This window comes from Dyadobacter sp. HNCC25DJ185, from assembly GCF_056895195.1.
The window spans coordinates 300,015-320,987 of record NZ_JBXHAR010000009.1; the positions used below are offsets into that span (position 1 = coordinate 300,015).

Here is a 20,973-nt window from a genome sequence, read left to right on the forward strand (position 1 = left end):
TGCGCAGACCGATAATCAGATTTTGGTGACGCATGACAGAATCCGATTATCTTTGCCACCATGAATGAAAAGCGCTGGATACACCACCCTGAATTTACTCCTGATCAACAGCAGGTTGCCAATCAACTCGCTGAATCTTTGAAAGTAAGTCCTGCACTGGCAACCCTTCTGGTCCAGCGCGGCATCCTTGATTTTGAACAATCCCGAAACTTTTTTCGCCCCGAAATCGGTCAACTACACGACCCATTCCTGATGATGGATATGGATTTTGCCGTGGAAAGAATCCGCAAAGCAATCGCATCCGGAGAAAAAATCCTGGTATACGGTGATTACGATGTAGATGGTACCACTTCCGTAGCATTGTTCTATGGTTTTCTGAAAAATTTGTATACCAATCTCGACTATTACATTCCCGATCGTTATGAGGAAGGTTACGGAGTGTCTTCGAAAAGCATTGACTGGGCCTCTGAAAACGGATTTACCCTCATTATAACCCTGGATTGTGGAATCAAATCAAGCGATAAGGTAAGCGCAGCCTCAGAAAGAGGGATCGATTTTATCATTTGTGACCACCACCGCCCTGATAAAGAATTACCCCAGGCAATCGCCGTGTTGGACCCCAAACGTGAGGATTGTCTCTACCCTTACAAAGAGCTGACCGGATGTGGAGTTGGCTTCAAACTGTTGCAAGGGTTTTGCATGCGCGAAGGCCTTGACCCCTCGGTACTTTTTGATTTCCTTGATTTGCTGGTTATCAGCATTGCGTCGGACATCGTTCCTATTACCGGAGAGAACCGTGTATTAGCTTATTATGGCTTAAAAAGACTTAATTCTTCTCCCAGACCGGGAGTCAAAGCATTAATAGATATCGCAGGCATCAGTGGGGTCCTTGACATAACCAATATTGTGTTCGGATTAGGACCTCGAATTAATGCCGCAGGACGGATCAAGCATGCGAAAGAGGCTGTAAGGCTATTACTTTCCGAATTGGAGGAAGAGGCTTTTGAATTTGCACAGGAAATTAATAAGCACAATGCGGAAAGGCGTTCTTTCGATAGCAGCATCACTGAACAGGCCCTCGCAATGATCGAAAATGACGCGTGGTTTTCAAATGCCAAGAGCACCGTATTGTATAAGGAGGATTGGCATAAAGGTGTCATTGGGATCGTAGCGAGCAGATGTATTGAAAAATACCACAGGCCAACCATCATTCTCACCCAATCTCACGGTAAAGCCGCCGGGTCCGCCCGTTCGATCCCAGGCTTCGATGTATATCAGGCCATAGAAGAATGCGCAGATTTATTGGAACAGTACGGAGGACATACTTTCGCTGCAGGTTTGACTTTGCCCCTGCAAAATATCGAAGCTTTTCGGTCCCGGTTTGACAGCATTGTAAGCAGTCGTATCCTGCCAGATCAGCTTGTTCCAATGATCAATGTTGATATGAGGCTGAAAATGGAGGCCATTACGCCTAAGTTTTATAATATTTTGCGTCAGATGGGCCCTTTCGGTCCGGGAAATATGACTCCGGTTTTCGAATCGGAGTATGTTACCTTGAAGGGCAGGCCTTCGATTATGAAAGAAAAACACATCAAATTTGACGTGAAACAGAATGCTTCGGAAGTGTTTACGGCGGTCGGTTTCGGGCTGGCCCATTTTTATCCGGATATCGTCAATGGAAGACCTTTTTCCATATGCTATACTATTGAGGAAAATAACTTTCGGGATAAAAAAACGTTACAACTGGCATTAAAGGATATCAAGTTGCACTGATCCCAGCTTAACTGCCCTGATTATAAACAAACCATGATACTGAGAACAGAAAACCTTGTAAAAAAATACGGGGTACGTCTTGTAAATAATAATGTAAGCTACCAGGTTGAGCAGGGCGAGATCGTGGGGTTACTAGGACCCAACGGAGCCGGCAAGACGACCTCCTTTTATATGGCCGTTGGTCTGGTGAAACCCAATAGCGGCAAAGTTTATCTGGACGACAAGGATATTACAAGCCTGCCTATGTACAAACGGGCACGTCTTGGATTAGGCTATCTGGCTCAGGAAGCTTCCGTTTTTCGTTCTCTGACCGTCGAAGAAAATATCAAAGCTGTACTGGAAATGACTGATTTATCCAGACAAGACCAAAAGCTGAAAGTCGAGGAGCTATTAGAAGAATTTCACCTCGCACATGTCCGGAAAAGTAAAGGAATGGTACTATCCGGGGGTGAACGTCGGCGGACGGAAATCGCCCGCTCCCTAGCTGTCGACCCTAAATTTATCTTACTGGATGAACCCTTTGCGGGGGTAGATCCGATCGCAGTAGAGGATATTCAGAGCATTGTCGCCAAACTCAAACATAAAAACATTGGGATCCTGATCACCGATCACAATGTGAACGAGACGCTTTCTATTACTGACCGTGCATATCTTTTATTTGAGGGAAAAATCCTGAAACAGGGGACAGCCGAGGAATTGGCGGAAGATGAGGTAGTACGGAGGGTTTATCTCGGCCAGAACTTTGAGTTAAAAAGAAAAGTATAGTCACCACCCTGCCGCACAGAAAAGGGAATGCTTCAAGGCACTCCCTTTCTTACAATTATTCACCATGAACTGTATTACTTGTTAAAAGTTAACAGCACTATTTTTTGGGACACTTTTTACAGTGCTTTCCACTCTTCTTATAATTTTTGCAACACTTTTTAAACACACACTCGCCGCTATCTGCAAACGATCTTATCCAGAAATTACTCTCTTCAGACACAATTGTGTATTCATTCACTGTAAAAGCACTCATCCCCGCAGTTGCTGTTAAAACTTAAACAAATGTAAGAGCTATTTAGAATCATTCAAAAGTTTAAACCTATTTATTTTGAATAAATCTAAATAATTGCTCTGCAATTTACTGGATCCTTTCCCAGATCTCATGAACCGGCTTTCCGTCACTGCTTTTTCCGCTATGATCCCAACGACTATTTTCAAGCTTGTAGTCGAATGTCAAGGATGATCCAACGCGGTTGTTGTCTTTCGAAAAAAACTGGATTTTTTCTGTATACTTACCATTCTGTATAGTGTAGGTACCTCCGCCCGTAGCATAAAACCCTTTAACGGCCGGGTCAATGGCAAACCATTGAAATCGTGTTCTAGATAAAAGTTTGAGCGTTTTCCGGGTACCTTCCTGATGTATCTTCACCAATTCGCCCTGTCCGTCATTCGCTTTTTCAGTAATGTGCCAGGCACCGGCCATTGGAACTGAACTGGCATCATCGACTCGCATCCAGACCATCGCCTCCTCATATTTGAGTGTGAGAATATCGTCTTTTACTGTTACAGTAAACACAACCGGGATACCAATCTTGTTCGTATCAGCTGAATTGAATTCCGGAGTGTAGGTCATCTGATTCCCGCTCATGGTAAACGGCCCACCCTCTGAACGTTCGAAATATTTGTTGCCGATGCTGTAGGAAGCAATTACCAGATAACTGTCCGCAACAATCAGGCTTGAGGTACTGCCCGTCGGCTCCTGAGATTTCCAAGCGCCCTTGGGTACCTGACTTACGGTTAAAAAAGAAAAAAACAAAAGGGGAAATGTAAGAATATGTTTCATGGTCATCGGTTTTATTTTCTCACTATACGTTATCAAAATTATGCCAGGTATACCCTAGCAATTCAATGTTCACTTTAAGACTTCACGCAATACTTCCAGTGACCTGATTTCAGACAACGAGTCCATATGTATTTTGTAAAAGAATATCAGCTTCTCAAGTATCCTGATGCGCCTGCTTCGGTCAAGATTGACACGTATGCCATAGCCTTTGGTTAAAAACGCTCCGGTGGCATTCTGTTCTGCGGTATCTGATTGTTGTGGATAATGGTTTTCTTTAAGTTCATTGTCCATATCCTCGATGGTTTCAACCCCAAATCCCAGATAGTAGGCCAATTGAATAAGAAACTGGATATGAAAATTCTCGAAATCCTTGTCAGCGGTATCCAAGTACAAAATCGATTCTTCAATGAATTGAAAAAGAGGCTCATTGCTTTCTTCTTCTTTAAGAGTCTTACCCAGTATTTCGGTCACAAAAAGTGCCAGGCTCGACTTCAAGACTTCATAGGGGATGCTGTAGAACGGAGCATAGCATTTGATCTCAGAAATTCTGTGCACTGTATCTTCTCTGTTTTTGTGGTACACGACCATATCCAGCAAAGTCAGCGGCTGAAACAACGCGATCCGGTTATTCCGGGACTTGCTGCTTCTAACCCCGTTGACGATATAAGTCTGTATTCCAAAAGCTTCGGTATAGATTTTTGCGATGATAGACGATTCCCGGTAGCGAATGTAACTCAAGGCAATTCCACGGGTTTTATGAAGCATATTTATTTTTTAAGCCTTTTGATCAAAATTACTTATCTTTCTGTTAGGTAGGGATCCTTTGAGATTCTCCACTTCGCAGGCAAGTTTAAAAAATCAGGAGAATTTGAAATTTTTAAAGCCCGGGGATTTGTACCTTTGTAAGATTAACGAACTAAACAAGAACATAAATTCGTTAGCCTAATATTCAGGAATACGCTTTGCATACCAGGCGAACAAAAAATATTTCTAACGCATTACTCTTCTTATGAGCGACGCCATTAAGCATGAGTGCGGCATAGCACTTATCCGTCTTAGAAAGCCTTATCAATACTACATCGACAAGTACGAAACACCGCTATACGCCGTGCATAAGCTTTCGGTGATGATGGAAAAACAGGTTAACCGGGGACAGGATGGAGCCGGAGTAGCCAATATCAAAATAGATGTCCCGCCTGGGAAACGATACATCAGCAGATACAGATCCGTAGAACCTCAACCTCTTACGGATATTTTTTCCAAAATACACAAGAAATTCCGTAAAGGGTTAAAGAACCACAGGGACCGCTCCACTGACGGTAAATGGCTTCAGGAAAACCTCGCATTTACCGGCGAAGTTTGGCTTGGTCATTTAAGGTACGGCACACATGGCTCCAATGAAGTTGAAAACTGTCACCCAATGCTTCGCCAGAGTAACTGGAGGAGCCGTAACCTGGTCATGGCGGGCAACTTTAATATGACCAATGTGGACGAGCTTTTCGGAAAATTGGTCTCACTGGGGCAGCATCCGAAGGAAAAAGTGGACACCGTAACGGTAATGGAAAAAATTGGACATTTCCTGGATGAAGAAAACCAGAGGGTGTTCGAAAGATTCAAAGGAATTTATGAAAATCCAACGCTGTCGGATGTCATTGAAGACAACATTGACCTTCAGCGCCTGCTTTACAGATCCTGCAGAGATTTCGATGGTGGTTATGCCATGTGCGGACTGACAGGATACGGCGCTTCTTTTGTGATCCGTGATCCGGCTGGCATTCGCCCTGCTTTCTATTATGCTGACGATGAAGTAGTTGTGGTCGCATCTGAAAAACAGGCAATTAAAGCGGCATTCAATGTCGATTATAACCAAATCGTTGAAATCACGCCGGGTTCGGCACTGATCATCGATAAAAATGGTGAATACAACGAGTTCCCGATCCTTCCAAGACTAGAAAAACGTTCGTGCAGCTTTGAAAGAATCTACTTCTCTCGAGGTACTGATCCCGATATTTACAATGAGCGCAAGCAACTTGGAAAACTGCTGATTCCGCAAATACTTAAAGAAGTCAATTACGATCTTGAAAATACCATCTTTTCTTACATACCCAATACTGCCGAAACTGCATTCCTTGGTATGATTGAAGGATTGGAAGAATATCTGTCCAAAAAACGCAAGCAGGCGATTATGGAAGGTATCTTATTCGAAGCGGATTTGGAAAGAGTGTTATCCTTCCGTCCGAGAATTGAAAAACTGGTCACCAAAGATGTTAAATCCAGGACATTTATAACCGCAGATGCTTTGCGTGACGATATGGTGTCCAGCGTTTATGACACTACCTTCGAAGTGGTTCGTAAAAACGTGGATACTGTAGTGATCATCGACGATTCGATCGTAAGAGGTACTACGCTGGAAAAGAGTATTTTGACAATGTTGGATCGTCTGAAACCGAAGAAAATTGTGGTAGCATCTTCTGCACCGCAAATCCGGTTCCCCGATTGTTACGGTATCGACATGTCCAGAATGAAGGATTTTGTGGCATTCCGTGCTGTTCTGAAGTTATTGGAGGAACGGGATCTGGAATATCTGCTGGAAGACGTATACATGCAGGCTGTTACTTCCATCGCTACGAAAAATCCATATCACACTAATTATGTAAAGGCGCTGTATGATCCTTTCACAGATGAAGAGATTTCGAGAAAGATAGCCGAAATAATCCGTCCTAAGGATCTGAATGCAGAATTGTCTGTCGTTTTTCAAACCGTTGAAAATTTACACAAGGCATGCCCTGATCATTTAGGCGATTGGTATTTTACAGGTAACTATCCAACGCAGGGTGGAAACAAGGTCGTTAATAAAGCATTTTCCAATTCTCACGAAGGAAAATTAGAAAGGGCTTACTGATAAAAATAGAACCCCAAAAATAAGCCGCCCTTTTCGAGGACGGCTTTATTTTTTGGTTCAGATTAAATTTCCGGCCCATTCAATAAAAACCACTTATCCAGAAGTTACTTTTCAATTAATACATCAAGGCAATTACCTTGAATTTATTTCTTCATAGTTCTTCTGATTCTTCGAACGCAATACCTATTTCCACTAAATTGCTTCTCCATTAACCTACTCCCCATATGGCCCATTTTAACAAAATGCATCTAACAAAAGTTTACTCCACTTTTCTGGCTATTTTCCTGCTGGCACAAACGCTGCATGCGCAAACTGCCACAGGGACATTGAACGATATCAGTTTTCTGGAGGGTCACTGGCTTGGCACCTACAACGGTGGCCCTATCGAAGCTTCCTGGACTGCACCTGCAGGAGGCAATATCATGGGATATATCCGAATGATCAAAGACGACAAGCCTGCTCTTTATGAAGTATTTGCTTTTGAGCAAACTGAAAAAGGCCCTGTTGCAAGGGTTAAACATTTCAAACCGGGACTGATTGCCCTGGAAGAAAAAGCCGTTTCAGATACTTATAACTTTATAGAAGCCAAGAAAAACCAGGCCTTGTTCGAAAAGGACGACATTTCGGTAAGGATCATTTATGAAAGGCGCTCGCAAAATCAGCTGGTGATACAGCGAGGCAAAATGGAAGATAACAAATGGGTCTTTGCTGATCTATTTGTCTTTAACCGGATTCCTTAACTTGCTCACTTAAACAGAGAGAAGCAGCATTTCTTCACAGATCTGCTGCTTTTTTATTTCTAGTTTTTTAGGATCAGATAAACTCCGGCCACTAGTAAAACGGCCCCTGCGATTCTGGGCAAGGTAATCTGATGTGCTGCAAAACCCTGAAAACCAAAATGGTCGATCGTCATAGCAGCAATCATCTGCCCGGCCACAACCAGGCAGATCATATTTGCAGGGCCGATTTTGCGAACAATAAATATGACAGTCAGAACATAAAAGGCCCCGAGCACACCTCCCATAAACCGCGTCCAGGAAATCTGCCGAATCTCGCTAAGCGACGGCACAGGGTTTTGATTGAAGCACGCAAATGCGATCAGCAGGATTACCAGTCCGACGAAAAAAGAAGATATCGCAGCAAGGATCGGATTGTTAAGCGATTCCCGCAACTGCACGTTTACGCCAGATTGTACGGCATTACTGATTCCTATTAAAAAAGCGAAAAATAAGAAAAGCCAATTCATGCAGCAAAAGATGGTTTGACACCGAAGATATGGAATCGTCCGAGACTTTTCTACTTCTTTAATTCACTGATTTCATCCGGATCGACCGTCTTAAACCGGCCATATACCCGCAAAATAATAGCAAGCGCTACGGTGGTTTCCGCAGCTGCGACCACAATTACAAAAAGCGCAAAAAGCTGCCCGGTCAGTTTGTCCGGGTCATGTCGTCCGAAAGCAACCAAGTTAATATTCACCGCATTCAGCATCAACTCAATGCCGAGCAGCATTCCAATAAAATGTCGTTTGGTAATGGCTATGGCAAGTCCAATGCAAAACAATGCGGCAGCCACAATCAGATAATGATATATCGGGATGGCTGTCATGGCGTGGGATTACGGTTTAATGCGAGGTATGCGGCCCCTATCAAAGCAACCAACAATAAAATAGCAGCAATTTCAAACGGAAATAAGTGTCCGGTCATCAGTTCCACTCCGATTGTTTTAATAGTCGATTTGCTCATCATTGCTTCACCTTTCATTTTGAAATCGGATGAAACAATAATCCTGACCATTACGAGAAACAATCCAGTTCCGATCAACCCTCCCCAAACCGTCCTTTTTAACAGTACCTCGATCCGGTTATACCTGGATGAATCGTCGTTTTTGGTGATTTTTTGAGTGAGCATAATACCGAAGATCAGTAAAACGAGGATTCCACCCACATAAATCATAATTTGAGATATGCCAAGGAAGTCCGCTCCAGCCAAAACAAACAAGGCCGCTACCCCTAAAAATGCCAGAAAAAGCGCAAATGCAGCATGGATAAGGTTTTTTGAAAAAAGAATAAAAAGCGCAGCCGCTACCGCAAGGGCCGAGAAACCATAAAATGCTGCTGCTTCCATAATTTTAGTGATTAGCCTTCCTGATTACAAAATATGGCCCCTGCTAATCTTTGGGCTGTTTGGGTTTCATAGTGGGACGAAACGCCGGTTTAGGTTTTACTTCGTCAGTCTTATTTTCAATTTCCGGATTTGAACCTGAATTCTCCTCAGATTTCTCTACAGACGTGTTTTCGCCATTTCCATCGGACTCGGCTTTGGGCTTCATTGTCGGGCGAAATGCCGGCTTTGGGGTAGCTGGTTCATGGGTTGCTTCCTCCTTCGGAATTTCTGCATTTGTATCAGAAACTGCCTTGGGCTTCATCTTCGGACGAAATGCCGGCTTAGGTTCGGCCGGTTCACGGGCCGCTTCCGCCTCTGGAATTTCTGCATTTGTCTCAGAAACTGCCTTGGGCTTCATTGTCGGGCGAAATGCCGGCTTTGGGGTAGCTGGTTCATGGGTTGCTTCCTCCTTCGGAATTTCTGCATTTGTATCAGAAACTTCCTTGGGCTTCATCGTCGGACGAAATGCCGGCTTCACATCCCGATCAGAAACTTGCTTTTCGATGACTTGCTCAGGCGCAGCCTTCGGCTTTAACGTTGGGCGAAAAGCTGGTTTTGGAGATGCAGGCTCCTCCGTAATTTGCTTTTCTGCTCGCTCTTCCGTCACAATCGGCCTTGGCTTCATGGCCGGTTTGAACGCAGGCTTGGAAATTGCGCCTGTAATCTCCTCGGCATTTTCCGCTCCGCTTACATCCGTCTTAGCCTCAGCCGCCTGTGGTCTAGGTTTGATAGAAGGTTTAAATGCAGGGCGGGAAGGCGCAGGAGTAACTTCTGATTCTGGGGATGAAACCGGCTTTCCTGCGGTTTTTAACGCTTCCTTTTCTTTTTGGAATTGATCCAGCAAACGACGTTTTTCGTCCGCCTCTTCGGGAGTCAGATTGGCATAGTTATAAACCATATCCCTCACGTCCAGCTCACTATAATCGAATGTCTTCGTCATCGTCAGACATTCCGTTGGGCAAACTGTCGTGCAAAGGCCGCAATAGCAGCACTTCGCCATATCGATATCAAACTTTGCTGCATACAAGCGTATCGGCGAACCGTCCGACGCGCGCCCTACTTCTTCAATCGCGCGGATTGGTTCTATTTCTATGCAATCCACCGGACAAACTTTAACGCACTTGTCACAAACAATGCAGTCGTCCATCTCATTATGGAGACGGTACCGTCCATTATCCGGGATCGGAATGGCCTCCAGAGGATACTGAACAGTCACCATTCCATCCTGCTGATCGTAGAAATTACCGGAGCGGATATCGCCCGATTTCCTGCGGTTACGTGCGCTCCAAAAATGGCGCAACGTCAGCCTCATGCCTGTGATCGTGGTGTTGATCCCCTCCGATATGTTTTTAAAATATGCTGACAAACCGTTCTGTATATTCTGAATTGGCTACCCTATCGCAAAGATAGAGTAAACTTTCATTTCAATGCCCCTAATCCCTTGGCGATTCAGCCTGGTTTTACCAATGGCGATAAATGTTTAAGATATTTTTTCGCCAGGAAGTTCCGGTCAAAATGTGCTTTGGAATATTCGTAACCATTTTCTCCCTGCGAAATCAGGAGATCCGGGTTGTTCATATAATATACCACTTTGGACGCAAGCTCATGAGGACATTCGGGTTCAACAAATGACCCGGCGGATGCATTTTCCACCAGTTCCCTTGAAACACCGTCAATAGCCATCAAAACAGGCTTTTTACAGGAAAAATAATCGAAGGTTTTATTACTGTAGACTGTCTTAAATATTTCAGTCTTTTTCAGGACAGACGCACCGATATCCGACGCGACGATATATTCAAAAATATCCTCTTTGGCCACGGTATCTATAAACCGAACATTTGTCAAGCCTCGAATCTCAGTTTCCAGCATTAACTGTCGCTTTTGAGTTCCATCGCCGACGAAAAGGAAAAAAGCGTTGGTATTTTTAAGTATTTCCGCTGCCTCAATTACCTGTATCAGTTGATTAGCAATCCCATGCGCACCCACATAAATCACGATGAAGTACTCGTTTAGCCCTAAAGCTTTTCGAAAACCAATGCGATCAAAATCGGTGAGTGCCCGTTCGGATAAATGGAAATCCGCAGCATTAGGTATCTCAATGATCTTTTCTTTTGCAATTTTCTTCTGATTAACCAAAACATGCCGGAAAGCTGGCGTTACAACATTGATCAACCGCGCCCTTTTGTAGAGGTGATTTTCAAAAATAGAAGATACCCTGATTAGATGCCGGTTCTTAAGTGCTCCGGTTTCAATGGCAGATTCCGGCCATAAATCCCTGATTTCTAATACGTATGGAATTCTCTTAAAAAATGACAAGGCCAATGCTGTTATCCCGGCAAATAACGGCGGGGATGTGACAATAACCAGATCATATGGGTCCCTTGCGTAAACTAAACCACCCCAGACCGAGGAAAAAACAAAAGACATATACTCCCAAATCCTGCCGGCAAAACGGGTCCTGCCGCGATCCGAAACGCGGCAACGAATTACCCGTACCCCATCGGCATTCGTTTTTATCTCAAAAAGCCTACCTCCGCTATTTACATTGGAGGACATATAATGAGCGGTTCCTGCCAATACAGTAATTTTATGGCCTTCACCGATCCAGATACGCGCCATTTCGTTCCACCGCGAGCCACCGCCTTGATGATCTTCCAGAAAATACTGATGAACTAAAAGGATATGCATAATATCGTTTTATCCGCGTTTGCAGATTACAGTCCTGATAAAACTGCCAGATGAAGAAAAAACCAACCTCCGGCAGGGGATTTTACTTCCATAATATTCAGAGTACCAGCCTGTAGTTTCCCGTGGCGTGATTGCAATGCCATATTCATTCCAGGCCTTGAGGTCATAATGCTGGAAAAAAGATTCCGAAGGATGCCAGATCTGGTGCATAGGTAGCCCCGGCGGGGCGTTTTTGGTTTGATCCTCAATGGTCCAGTTCAGATGTCCGATTTGCCGGGTGACTTTTCGTTTATGCACAAAACCTTTTCCGACGTGCAAGAACCCTTCAAATTCAGCTTCAATAACCAATTGATCACCTTCTTTCCATGCTGCTCCTTTCGCAAGCTTAACCCAATGTGACCAGATAAACCGAGAATATTTATTCATCTGATCCAAATCGCCAAGCATTACCGTATTGTGTGAGGCCGTTCCATTGAAATAATTTGTCTCATTTTGCTCTGTGTTATACAAATAGGAACCGGCGTCACGGAGGATATTCTCACCATTTACCCAAATGTCAACATGCAGGTTATCTGCCTGAAACGGTCTGTTTTTATAACTGCCGCACCGAAGAAAGGTCATTATTCCGTAGTCCCTAAGAACATAGTAGCCGCCTTCAGCAAAATTCACCGCAGATACCCTGTCAATGATGGCCTGCCGGATTGCATCCTTATTGATATTGCCCGCCAGCCATTCAGATTCTTCGTTCCACTTTCCAGCGCCATAATCCATGTCCATTCCTAATAACTTCCCCAAAGCCGCAAGCTGAGGGCGAAAATCTCTAAATGAGCAGGATGTCAAGCTAAAGAACAGCGCCCCGTCATTATTCCCGTAATTGGGAAGATACCCGGTTTTGTTATCCTGGCATGTGCGCAAAAAATGAAGTGACTTTTTAGCCCGATCATATAGGACGTCAGACCATCGCTCGCCATTTAGTTCTGCCAGACCGATTGCCCACGTGAGTAGCTGGATCGCAACGCGGTGGTAATTCATCGAAAATTGGATAAAAGTACCGTTATCATCAATTTGATAGGCAATCTCCCTTTCAAACCATGCCATCCCTTTTTGCTTCCAATCCCCGCTTTCCGGGAAAAAGGGTAACAACAAGCCCGTCAGATAAAGACCGAGGGATTCTGTTAACGCATGGTTATTTCTGACTACCGTGAGCGAGAACTGCATATTCTTGCTCACATGCCGCATCTGATCATAAATACTAGCGATGATCTGATCCAGGATTTCCTGATTCAGATTTTCAGAATTCTGATAGTAATGGAGTGCAAAAAGCCAGTTAAAAACCCTTAAAGAGATTTCCTGGCTGCACCGCCAGTTAGGTCCACAATTCACAGGATTTTTGTCGATCCAGTCCCTGATCAGGCTAAAAACAACCTCCGACTGATCATGCCCGAAATGAAAATCATACCGGATCAGGTCGTAGAGAAAAGTAAACCTGGACTTTTCCCATACCAATTTGATATCGCCCGCTTCATGAGAAAAATCTGAAATGTCTGTCCAATGCAAATTGGGATTATAGGTAAACCCGGTCCGGGGGTTGGTATGCCAGTCGGCTAAATCATACCATTTGTGACTAAAAAACTGAAATCTGTTTTTTGAGATATTGATGGCATTTGTTTCCAAGCTGGCCAAAGACTTATCCCTTTTTACATTAATTTGACCGGGTTCAAAGAAAAAACTCACCGCAAGTTTGCGCCATTTTTCCAGCGAAATAAACCCCTCACCCGTTGCTTTGGATGAAAACCGCAACTTCAGCAGGCCTGTCTGCATTTGTATTTCGTACCAGATACGAAATACGGTGTAGCGCCAGCCCATATTCCGGCAGAAATCAACAAGACTCCCGACCTTTTCCAGATTCCTTATGATATCTGAACCCAGCATGTATTCCTGAGGCTTTCCATCACTGCGAAACTTGCCCGTGTTGTGTTTACAATTTCCCTGAAATCGATGATTGTTTCTCCATTTTTTACAGCATCGAAAAGTCTTCGGAACTGCTCCTTGTGCCCTTTGTCTTTTCCCTTTCTCAAACTCGAAAAACCTTTGAAACCATAACCGGTCAGTGAGCAGAAATCGTCCAGTATGAGGGTCCTGCCGAGAGAGTAAACTTCAATGCGCTCCTTGGGATAAGAATGATGCCCATTTGAAAAGTAGTTAACTACGCCCGTAGAGCCATTCGCATAACGCAGCAGTATGCTTACATTTTCCAAATCATTTAGTTTGTTAGCGGTTATCGCACTGGCGCAAACCTCCGTAATCATGCTTCCTGTCAGAAAGGTAACCAGGTCGATAAAGTGACAGGCTTCTCCGACGATCCTCCCACCGCCGATAGCCGGGTTATTCAGCCAGGCGTTTTCGGGCAATGCGCCAGCATTAATCGTTACCAACACATTCATCGGGCCATTGTACAACAACTCTTTCATTTGCAAAGAGTAAGGCGAAAACCGGCGATTAAATCCGACCGTCAGGGAGGTTTTTGATTCTTGCCAGACCTTAATGAGGCCCTCCAATTCTTTATCTCCCAATGCAAGCGGCTTTTCAACAAAGACATGTTTTTTTGCCCTTAGTGATTCGCCTATCATTTCTGCATGCAGGTCGTGCCGGGTTGCTATGATGACAAGATCTATTTCCCGGTCCGCCAGAATTTCCCTGTAATTCGTGGTCGCAGCCGGGATTCTATATTTTTTTGCCAATTCAGCGGCACTGAGACCATTGGCGCTGGCGATGTACTTGATACTTCTTCTTTTCAGGATTGGCATCATTGTCATTCGTACGAAGTTACCTGCACCAACTATCCCTGTCACCACTTCTGTTGGTGGAAATAAGGAGCCGCAAAGCCGGGATAGATTTTCGGTTTCGGGTGCAGGGTGATATTCAATAATATTGGCAATACCTTCTGAAATCTTTCCTTCTGCGTAAAGTGACATGCAATCGTCCAGTTTTATTCTCCGCGAAATCATTGGTTTTACATTCAGCAACCCCGAAGACAGCATTTCAAGGACTGACTGAAAATTTCGGTTTTCAGTCCAGCGGACAAAAGGCAAGGGATAATCTATGCCATCTTCTTCATAAACCGGATCATAACGCCCGGGGCCATACGAGCAGGAAACCTGGAATGTCAGTTCTTTCCGATAAAAATCAGCCCTGTCCAAATGGAGGCCGACATTGCCGATCAAGACGATTTTTCCGCGTTTTCTGGCAATTCGGGCACTCAATGAAATCACCTCGTCCGACTTCGAGGTAGCGGCAATGATCACATGGTCCACTCCTGCACCTGCAGTAAATGCAGCCGCCCATTTTTCAATATCCGTTTTCTCAGGGTTGATGACGGTGATACCTATTTTTTCGGCGAACAAAGAACGATCTGCATCCGGTTCAATGCCAATCACCCTGCAACCGTTCGCCCTGAGCAATTCTGCGGTAAGCAATCCAATCAGCCCAAGACCGATTACGGTAACCGTCTCTCCCAAAGCGGGTTCCAGCAAACGGATCCCCTGCAATGCAACCGCAGCAAGAACCGTGAAGACGGCCTCCTCGTCCGTAACATTGGCGGGGATCCCTGCAACCAGATTGACGGGTACGCAAACCACTTCGGCATGCGGACCATTACTGACAACCCGATCCCCTTTTTTAAAGCAGGTTACCCCATCCCCAACCTGTACAACTTCACCCACATTACAGTACCCAAGCGGAATAAGCTGGTTCAGCTTACTTGCTACCGCCCTAACCGTCTTCACGAAACCTTCGGCCCTGATTTTATCCAATACTATTTTTGATCTCTCAGGATTCTGACGAATTTTTTCAAATAGATTTGCCTTGCTGAATTCGACCAGCATTCTTTCAGTACCTGCGGATACCAGTGATTTGCGTGTTTTGATCAAAACACAGCCTTTTTTGACAATGGGAGTTGGGATTTCCTGCAATACGGTTTTTCCGGTCCGCAGATGTTGCGCGAGCTGTTTCATATTGATAGTGTGTGATCACCGTAAATAGTATTGTAAAAATTACGGGCGTATACGCAATTACAAAGTTTTAATATTTTCGATAAATTCCAATCTTGCACGGAACACAATTAATTATCCATTTTTTAATGAAGAAAGAGCTCAACGTAGGTATCGTAGGTTACAAGTTTATGGGCAGGGCACACAGCAATGCCTGGAAAAAAGCACCCCTGTTTTTTGATATGCCCGCAACGCCGGTTTTGAAAGCAGCATGCGGGAGAAACAAGGCATCAGTTGATGAATTTGCAAGAAACTGGGGCTGGGAAGAAACCGAAACCGACTGGGAAAAACTGGTCGCGCGGCCCGATATCGATATTGTCGACATTGCATTGCCTCAGAACCTGCATTACGAAATTGCCCTTGCAGCCGCCCGGGCCGGCAAACATATCTTTTGCGAAAAGCCACTTTCCATGAACAGTGCTCAGGCGGAAGAAATGTTAAAAGTATGCGAGGAAAATAACGTCAGGCACTATCTTAACCACAATTACAGGAGAACGCCCGCGATCGCCCACGCCAAGAGAATGCTGGAAGACGGGAAGATCGGTCGGATTTTTCATTGGCGGTGCGCCTATCAGCAGGATTGGATCGTCGATCCATCCTTTCCGTTAACCTGGCAATTGCGAAAAGAAACCGCCCAGGCCGGCCCCCAGTGGGACCTTAACTCGCATGCCGTTGATCTTGCACATTTTCTGGTCGGGGATATCGCCAGCGTTTCCTGCACTACCACCAATTTTGTCAAAGAGCGGCCCATCGCCGATGAAAATACATCGGGTAACTTATCCGCCGCATCCAAAGGAACCGAATTTGGGGAAGTAACGGTCGAAGATGCGGCATTGATGATGGTTCATTTCAAAAACGGGGCGATCGGCTCATTTGAGGCTACCCGATTTGCCAGCGGCAGGAAAAACCGGCTTTCATTTGAAATCTACGGAAGCAAGGGCAGCCTTACGTTTGACCTGGAAAGAATGAACGAACTGCAATATTTTTCACGTGAAGACGCAGACGGTGATCAGGGTTTTCGAACCATTCTAGCGACCGAATCTGTGCACCCCTATGCCAATAACTGGTGGCCGGCGGGGCATATCATCGGCTACGAACATGCTTTCGTGCACGCGGTAGTGGATTTCATCGAATCTATTGAGAACAATACGCCCATAAAGCCGGATTTTTCCGACGGCCTAAAGATCATCCGCGTATTGGAGGCTGGTATCCAGTCCGCAGAAACAAAACAACAGGTTTATTTATAAACCGACCTGCTATTTTTCAAACCCTAAAGACCAGAACCAATGATCCCAGCAATCCGATTTCTATTTGGCGTGGCAAAAAAAGCCTGTCGACCATTCACTTTGCTGGTCCTGTTATCATTGGTTCAGGTCTGTGTTTTGGCTCAAAATAAAAGGGGTACCAAGGAGATTTATGCCAAAAACAACCTGATCGCATGGTGCATTGTGCCCTTCGATGTGAAAAACCGGGGTCCTGTGGAGCGGGCAGAAATGCTGAATAAGCTGGGCATTACGAAACTAGCCTATGACTGGCGCGAAAAACACGTCCCGACTTTTGATGCAGAACTGGATGCGTTGAAATCGCACCATATTGAGCTTCAGGCATTCTGGTTATATTCCGGCCCGGAACCGGAAAAAGACAAAAATTTCGCTGCTATCCTGGATGTCCTCAAACGCCATAAGGTGAAAACACAAATATGGTGCATGGTTGGCGGTATTCCGGGACTGGATCAGATGACCCAACAGGAAAAGGTAAATGCGACGGCCAGGATTGTCAACTACATTGCAGACAAAGCTGCCGAAATCGGATGTTCCGTCGGGCTTTATAACCACGGCGGTTGGTATGGCGAACCCGATAATCAGCTGGAAATCATCCAGTACCTCAATAAACCCAACATTGGCATCGTGTATAATTTTCATCATGCCGAAGAACATTTGGAAACATTCCCCGTGTTTTTCCCCAAGATACTCCCGCATCTGATGGCTTTGAATCTCGCCGGATTAATAAGAGGAAATCCTGTAAAAGTAGTCCCCGTCGGACAGGGCGATGCAGAACTGGAAATGATGAGGATTGTTAAAAGCAGCAACTACAAAGGTCCGATTGGCATTATCAATGAGGAATTCGCACCAGATGCCGAAGTTGGCCTCCAAATGAATATCGAAGGCCTGAAAAAGATACTGACAGAACTAGGGGACAAAACTGCCTTGAAAACCTATCGGTAATACATCCGTGTTCATGGGAGGCTGCGGGGTTCGGCGTGAACAGGATCTCGATAATTGATCACTTCAGGCCATTTTCAAGCGTACTCGTTAAAGGTAATTTTGAACGAAGTACCCTGGTTTACTTTACTGTAAATCTGTATCCGCCCCCCTTGCGCTTCAATCTGATTCTTGATTAAAAACAGTCCTACACCGTGGGCATCTTTATGCTGATGGAAGGTTTTGTAAAGACCAAAAACCTTTTCAGCATGTAATTCCAGGTCAATGCCCTTTCCATTATCAGTGTATTTAAGCTCTTTTACGCCACTACCATTGAGATAAAACTTCAATGTAATGTGGGCAGGCACATTCTCTTTTTTGTATTTAATACCATTCGAGATCAGGTTCATAAGGATACTTTCTAAATAAACCTGTGGAAACATGATGGTCTTGAAGTCATATTTAAGCTCCACCGTAGTGCCGCTTTCCTTGAGGCTGTCGTCCAGTACAGACAACACTTGATTCGTTACCGCCAATATATTGAGATCCTCACTTTCCATCCGTTGTTCCCTGATCTTGATCACATGCGAAAGGTCGTCGAGAGTATGGTTAAGATGTCCGGAAACCATCTTGATCCTTTGAAAAACATCCAGGTTATTTTCGGTCAGGACCGCTTCATCTACAAAATTAGCCAGGTGTGAAATGTTGCTTGAATGATCTCGGAGGTTGTGGGACAAAATGTGTGTAAAGTTTTTAAGCTGGCTGTTTTGCCGGGCCATCTGATCGATTGATTTGATTAGATTAAGCTCCGAAGTCTTATATCTGTCGATATCCATGATCACCCCACGGACTTTGGTCACTTCATTATTTTTATCAAATACCGGGCTTCCGGAAAAGCGTACCCATTTGACGTTGTGCCTGGTACACATCTGCATTTCATAATCCCACGAAGCTTTTATCTCAGCCGAGTTGAGCAGAGCAAGCTTAATGGTCATTTGGTCCTGTTCGCCAAAAAACCTGAGCAAGTCCATTTCGGTCACAATTTCCTTCTCGCTTGTCTCAAAGAGATCCCTGGCCGTTTGGGTCCAGTTGAAATGCCCTGTAATGAGGTCATACTCCCAGCCGCCCAACCTTCCCACCTGGCCTGCGGCATTAAGCAGGAATTCACTCGCGGCCAGCTTTTCCTCCACAATATTGCGTTCATCAATTTCCTTCTGAAGGTCACTCACAGACCTGATCTGCAAAATGCTCGGAAATATTTTGAATAGATAATACACGGTCGTCACCGAAACGACCGCCGTCATAAACCGGACCAGGGCGCTCAATCGGTAAACCGGTATCCAGAAGATCATTGCATCGATAAAGTGTGTGGTGCCGCACAGAACAATGAATGCAACAAAAAGCCAGATGGTGTGCGGAAAAGGGAAATCCCTCCTTTGCAGCGCGACCTTCATGAGAAACACAGGGATCAAAAAGTAAGCGCTCCATATCAGCAGGTCGGAAATGATGTAAAGCCAGCCATGAAAATCCGTCCAGTCGCCGCAATACCAACGCGCCGGCCAGTTTTTGGTACTCAAAATTCCTTCAAAAAATCCGGTGATCTGTTGTGAAAGGTCCGCTTTCTGAGCAGGCTGAACTAATGCGCCAGTCTGGCACATACGGATGCTATCCGCGGTGGTTACGCATAGTGAATTTTCCGGGCTCATATTTATTCATGACTAGAGGAATGTTCTGTTTGGGTGTTATCCCTGATTTGAGCGGTGTATTACCGGCTTCCGGGCGGTATATCACCTAAAAAACAATCAAGATACACAATAGAACGATGATGAAAAACGGCTCGCGGAGAAAGAGAAAAAAAGCACGCACCGCTGGTCTGACAAACACTTTTTGCCGGAAACAAGAAAACCGGCCGTCCCAGGGACAGAAAGCCGGTATAATTTCTCCTTGCCATTTCTATTCACCGTTATTTAGTCGGTGCACTTTACTGATTTTCATGACCTGCTTACCACCTTCATAAAGAACCAAACAACTGCTGTCGGGAAATTCCAGTTGAACGTCATAGTCAGGTAAGAAAAATCTGTTCTCTGACTCCGGAAATAATACTGCGGTCGGCAGTCCGTCGCCCGACACTTTGATTGCATTGCCTTCTTTCTCAACACGCATTACTTTTCCGTTGCTTTGCTGATAAATTCCGGTATAGCCTTGGATAAATGCATCGGGGAGCGTGACCCTTTCGTGAACAGTCTGAGCCTTGGACATAATCGCCAGTATCTCTGGGCCAAAAGGCAGTGCGGCCTTGATGATCCGGTCGTAAACAAACATCCCGTTGTCTCCATTGGTCATGACTACAATGCCGCTTTTTGATTTTGGCAGCAGGACAGCCATTGTTCGCACACCCACATCTGACCCGCCATGCTCCAATGCGAACCCGCCATCCGGCAACCCCGTCACCAGACCCCAACCCAATCCACGGTAATACTGGTCTTTTATTTTCACCTGTGGCTTCACCATGTCTTCAAAAAGTGTCGGCGGAAGATTCGCACCATTCATTGCAAAAACGCCGAGTTTGCAGTAATCCCCAATCGAGGAAATCAGGTCGTCTGCCGCGCTTACCGGTGTTTCGTTGGAAATATCATATTCCTTTCCTTGTCCGTCATGCCAGACAGCAAACCGGTCGTTATCCAGATGCCCGCTCCAGTAACCCGTGTCGCCCATGCCCAATGGCTTGAACAACAACGAATCAAGTAGTTGGTCCAGAGGCTGATGAAACTTGCTTTCCAATGCCCTCCTCAGATACTCGTAACCCTCCCCGGAGTAGCCAAACCGGGTTCCCGGTTCGAAATCGAATTTGAGCCTATTGGATCCGTCATTGGACCGCCAGTTTGGGAAACCCGTTTGGTGGCTTAATACATAGCGGGTCGTCAGTTTTGCTAAAAAAGGGTCGTTGGCAATATCAGGGTCAATCCAGTAGTGCGATAAGGGTTCGTCGAGGTTCCATGATCCCGATTGGACCAGCTGCAACGTCAGCATGGCAACGACTGGCTTCGTTTGCGAAGCTATATTGAAAAGCGCGTTGGATGATGCCGGCAAGTCTTTCCGCAGGTTCCCGAATACCCTGACCCACTTGATTTTGCCATGCTCGATCAAACCCACGCCCACGCATGGCACGTGATATTCCGCCATCCAGGCTGGTACATGGTGAAGCAGCGAACGTTCCAGGGTATCGTCGGACGTTTTTTGTGCAAAACAATTGCTGTTGATCAGCAACGCGATCGTAATGATGGTAAAGGTTATCTGTGCTCTCATGGGATTGATTTTTTCAAGATCAGATTCAAATGTATTTTTGGAAAAAACCACATGAAAATAA

17 protein-coding genes are annotated in these 20,973 nt (G+C 45.1%); 6 read left to right on the forward strand and 11 right to left on the reverse strand.

Features of this window, described 5'->3' with window-relative positions; translation table 11 throughout:
* The first annotated feature begins 60 nt into the window (after positions 1 to 60).
* On the forward strand, positions 61 to 1,773 hold the full coding sequence (gene recJ / locus AC1XUF_RS25255; protein ID WP_483344636.1) for a single-stranded-DNA-specific exonuclease RecJ: 1,713 nt from the start codon (positions 61 to 63) through the stop codon (positions 1,771 to 1,773).
* 33 nt (positions 1,774 to 1,806) lie between these two features.
* Complete coding sequence (lptB, locus tag AC1XUF_RS25260) at positions 1,807 to 2,538, forward strand: LPS export ABC transporter ATP-binding protein (RefSeq protein WP_483344637.1); 732 nt, start codon at positions 1,807 to 1,809, stop codon at positions 2,536 to 2,538.
* 358 nt (positions 2,539 to 2,896) lie between these two features.
* Here the strand turns inward: lptB and AC1XUF_RS25265 are convergent, their stop codons facing one another.
* Positions 2,897 to 3,601, reverse strand: coding sequence for a hypothetical protein (locus AC1XUF_RS25265; protein ID WP_483344638.1), 705 nt, complete (start codon positions 3,599 to 3,601; stop codon positions 2,897 to 2,899).
* Between the two features lie 69 nt (positions 3,602 to 3,670).
* Entirely contained in the window at positions 3,671 to 4,366 is a 696-nt protein-coding gene (gene recO / locus AC1XUF_RS25270; protein WP_483344639.1) for a DNA repair protein RecO, read from the reverse strand.
* A 244-nt stretch (positions 4,367 to 4,610) separates the two neighbouring features.
* Here recO and AC1XUF_RS25275 point away from each other — a divergent pair, with 244 nt between their 5' ends.
* Together AC1XUF_RS25275 and AC1XUF_RS25280 are read left to right on the forward strand one after the other, a co-directional pair.
* On the forward strand, positions 4,611 to 6,503 hold the full coding sequence (locus tag AC1XUF_RS25275) for an amidophosphoribosyltransferase (protein WP_483344640.1): 1,893 nt from the start codon (positions 4,611 to 4,613) through the stop codon (positions 6,501 to 6,503).
* Positions 6,504 to 6,745: 242 nt separating this feature from the next.
* Positions 6,746 to 7,243, forward strand: a complete 498-nt coding sequence (locus AC1XUF_RS25280) for a DUF6265 family protein (RefSeq protein ID WP_483344641.1) — start codon at positions 6,746 to 6,748, stop codon at positions 7,241 to 7,243.
* A 59-nt stretch (positions 7,244 to 7,302) separates the two neighbouring features.
* On the opposite strand, the gene AC1XUF_RS25285 is transcribed toward AC1XUF_RS25280, so the two are convergent.
* From AC1XUF_RS25285 to AC1XUF_RS25315, 7 genes are all read right to left on the reverse strand, one after another.
* Positions 7,303 to 7,749 carry a DMT family transporter gene (locus AC1XUF_RS25285; protein ID WP_483344642.1) on the reverse strand — a complete coding sequence of 149 codons (447 nt, stop codon included), beginning with the start codon at positions 7,747 to 7,749 and terminating at the stop codon, positions 7,303 to 7,305.
* 50 nt (positions 7,750 to 7,799) lie between these two features.
* The gene (nuoK, locus tag AC1XUF_RS25290; RefSeq protein ID WP_483344643.1) at positions 7,800 to 8,111 is read right to left on the reverse strand and encodes an NADH-quinone oxidoreductase subunit NuoK; all 312 of its coding nucleotides are present in this window, start codon (positions 8,109 to 8,111) and stop codon (positions 7,800 to 7,802) included.
* Positions 8,108 to 8,629, reverse strand: coding sequence for an NADH-quinone oxidoreductase subunit J family protein (locus AC1XUF_RS25295; protein ID WP_483344644.1), 522 nt, complete (start codon positions 8,627 to 8,629; stop codon positions 8,108 to 8,110). Before AC1XUF_RS25295 ends, nuoK begins: the two co-directional genes overlap by 4 nt.
* A gap of 43 nt (positions 8,630 to 8,672) precedes the next feature.
* Positions 8,673 to 10,034, reverse strand: a complete 1,362-nt coding sequence (locus AC1XUF_RS25300; protein ID WP_483344645.1) for a 4Fe-4S binding protein — start codon at positions 10,032 to 10,034, stop codon at positions 8,673 to 8,675.
* A gap of 83 nt (positions 10,035 to 10,117) precedes the next feature.
* On the reverse strand, positions 10,118 to 11,356 hold the full coding sequence (locus tag AC1XUF_RS25305; RefSeq protein ID WP_483344646.1) for a glycosyltransferase family 4 protein: 1,239 nt from the start codon (positions 11,354 to 11,356) through the stop codon (positions 10,118 to 10,120).
* A 9-nt stretch (positions 11,357 to 11,365) separates the two neighbouring features.
* Positions 11,366 to 13,288, reverse strand: coding sequence for a heparinase II/III domain-containing protein (locus tag AC1XUF_RS25310; RefSeq protein WP_483344647.1), 1,923 nt, complete (start codon positions 13,286 to 13,288; stop codon positions 11,366 to 11,368).
* A complete protein-coding gene (locus AC1XUF_RS25315) occupies positions 13,267 to 15,369 on the reverse strand; it encodes a bi-domain-containing oxidoreductase (RefSeq protein WP_483344648.1) in 2,103 nt (700 codons plus the stop codon). Before AC1XUF_RS25315 ends, AC1XUF_RS25310 begins: the two co-directional genes overlap by 22 nt.
* A 125-nt stretch (positions 15,370 to 15,494) precedes the next feature.
* On the opposite strand from AC1XUF_RS25315, the gene AC1XUF_RS25320 reads away from it, so the two are divergent.
* Both AC1XUF_RS25320 and AC1XUF_RS25325 read left to right on the forward strand, forming a co-directional pair.
* On the forward strand, positions 15,495 to 16,652 hold the full coding sequence (locus AC1XUF_RS25320; RefSeq protein WP_483344649.1) for a Gfo/Idh/MocA family protein: 1,158 nt from the start codon (positions 15,495 to 15,497) through the stop codon (positions 16,650 to 16,652).
* 39 nt (positions 16,653 to 16,691) lie between these two features.
* On the forward strand, positions 16,692 to 17,630 hold the full coding sequence (locus tag AC1XUF_RS25325; RefSeq protein ID WP_483344650.1) for a sugar phosphate isomerase/epimerase family protein: 939 nt from the start codon (positions 16,692 to 16,694) through the stop codon (positions 17,628 to 17,630).
* Between the two features lie 74 nt (positions 17,631 to 17,704).
* Here the strand turns inward: AC1XUF_RS25325 and AC1XUF_RS25330 are convergent, their stop codons facing one another.
* The gene (locus AC1XUF_RS25330) at positions 17,705 to 19,312 is read right to left on the reverse strand and encodes a sensor histidine kinase (protein WP_483344651.1); all 1,608 of its coding nucleotides are present in this window, start codon (positions 19,310 to 19,312) and stop codon (positions 17,705 to 17,707) included.
* Between the two features lie 247 nt (positions 19,313 to 19,559).
* Complete coding sequence (locus tag AC1XUF_RS25335; RefSeq protein WP_483344652.1) at positions 19,560 to 20,912, reverse strand: serine hydrolase domain-containing protein; 1,353 nt, start codon at positions 20,910 to 20,912, stop codon at positions 19,560 to 19,562.
* Positions 20,913 to 20,973 lie beyond the last annotated feature (61 nt).